We start from the raw sequence: 1,857 nt of genomic DNA on the forward strand, positions 1-1,857 counted from the left end.
GCAGAAGAGAGGGTGGGGGGAGAGAAACTGGTGTCTAAAATCAGGGTATACTTTTCTGTGGCTAGGGAATTGGCCAGGGAAAGAAGGGTTACTAAGAGAATGTCATTGGCTGTATTGGCAGTAGTTATTATGGTGTCATAGAGGATAAGACTATCAACTAGAGGAGATTTATTATCGGGGAAAAATTTCAGTTGTCTGGCATAGCCACTAAAATGAAAAACTACTACGTCTTCGCCGCTGGCTTGCTTACATAATTGTTGAAAGGCATTTAAAACATTTTCCCTAGTGGCTTGTTTGTCGGTGAGGGTAACGATGTCTTGGGGGGAAAAGCCAAAACGGTGAATTAATAATTCCCGCTGTAATTCCACATCGGTAACACTACCCCGTAATTGTTTTTCTGAGGGGTATTGATTGATACCCACCAATAGGGCCAGTTTGCGAATTTTATTGCTATTGCCATTGGTGTTAGCCGGTGTTAGGTTGGCGGCTATAGCCTCTGATGATTTTCTTTTCCAACCATAGATAGAGGCTACTGACAAACTCACCCCTTTTAGAAAACTGCGTCGCGAAATCTGACTCATGGGGAGGAATACCCGGTGGATAATACTGCTGAAGGAAAAGACAATTTCTGCCGACTTTCTGATTATAGTAGACTTACGCTCTTATTCCCCTTCTTTTTTCTCCGGGGGCTGAGGGCTCATAAGGCAGCCTGATTTGCTATAATTGGCCCGGGGGTATTTTTTTTTTGTAAAACATTTGTGTATTCAAAACCTCTGGTATTTCCACAAGCCAGTCTAAATGCCCGACTTTTCAATGAGGGTGAATGGAAATGGGGATAACTACAGTGAGGTTGAGCTATATACCCATGTATTCCAGATAACTGCTCATTAACCTCTCCCCCCACAGAATCACGGTAATACACCCCAATACTAGAAAAGGGCCAAAGGGGATGGGTTGTTGTCTTTTGATTAACTTGAGGGCAATAGCTGTGATGCCTATGATGCTACCATAGGCACAGGCAAAAAAGGCGGTTAAGACAATTCCTTGCCATCCCATCCATACACCTATCATAGCGGCCAACTTGGGATCTCCGCCACCCATTGCTGGTTTCCCTAACAGGAGACTGCCTACTATACTGATTATGTCAAATAGCCAAATGCCTACCACCCCTCCTAAAACTGCTGAGAATGAAAAGAAAGCAAAGCCACTTATTCCGTTGTCTACTAATCCCACTAATCCCTGCCAGATTAACCCCACTATCAAGCCTGACTGGGTGAGACTGTTAGGAAGTGTCATGGTATCTATGTCAATCAAGGCTAGTGGTATTAACCAGCTGATGAGGAGAAGATAGGTAAGGGTTAGCCAGGAAAAACCGAATTGATGATAGATAAGACTAAATAGGAAGGCTGTGGTTGCCTCTACTAGGGGATAGCGTGGAGAAATGGTTGCCTTACACCAACGACATTTGCCTTTTAACCATAACCAGCCAAAAATTGGTATATTCTCTGTTATACCTAGGGTATGTGAACATTTTGGACAATGGGAAGGGGGATAGATGATGGACATACCTGCTGGGATGCGATAGACTACTACATTTAAAAAACTGCCAACACATGCACCAAAGGCAAATACTATCAGTAGGATAATACCTTCTGCCATCTTTTTCCCCCTGTTGAAAATAATTCACCTCTGTTTCCAAAAAAGGCTAGTAAAATGATAAGCTCTCATTGACGGTTGGGCTATAAACAAATTTTTCCCTCTTCTAGAGGTGTATTGTGGGAATACCATGGAAAGTGGAATAAATTAAGAAACGTAAAGAGTTTATTGCCATAAACCCCCACCCCTACCCCCATATCC

General features: G+C 43.0%; 2 protein-coding genes. Both read right to left on the minus strand.

The annotated features are described in order from the left end of the window. A partial coding sequence (locus IGQ44_06245; GenBank protein ID HIK37569.1) for a caspase family protein occupies window positions 1-581 on the minus strand: 581 nt, incomplete at its 3' end. A 274-nt stretch (window positions 582-855) separates the two neighbouring features. After that, window positions 856-1,659 carry a prepilin peptidase gene (locus tag IGQ44_06250; GenBank protein HIK37570.1) on the minus strand — a complete coding sequence of 268 codons (804 nt, stop codon included), beginning with the start codon at window positions 1,657-1,659 and terminating at the stop codon, window positions 856-858. Window positions 1,660-1,857 lie beyond the last annotated feature (198 nt).

Source organism: Geminocystis sp. M7585_C2015_104, assembly GCA_015295805.1.
In the GTDB taxonomy this organism is placed as follows: Bacteria; Cyanobacteriota; Cyanobacteriia; order Cyanobacteriales; family Cyanobacteriaceae; genus DVEF01.

What these genes read in the sequence shown, in the direction of transcription:
- IGQ44_06250 (HIK37570.1), bottom strand. Translation starts at nt 1,659, where the DNA reads ATGGCAGAAGGTATTATCCTACTGATAGTATTTGCCTTTGGTGCATGT.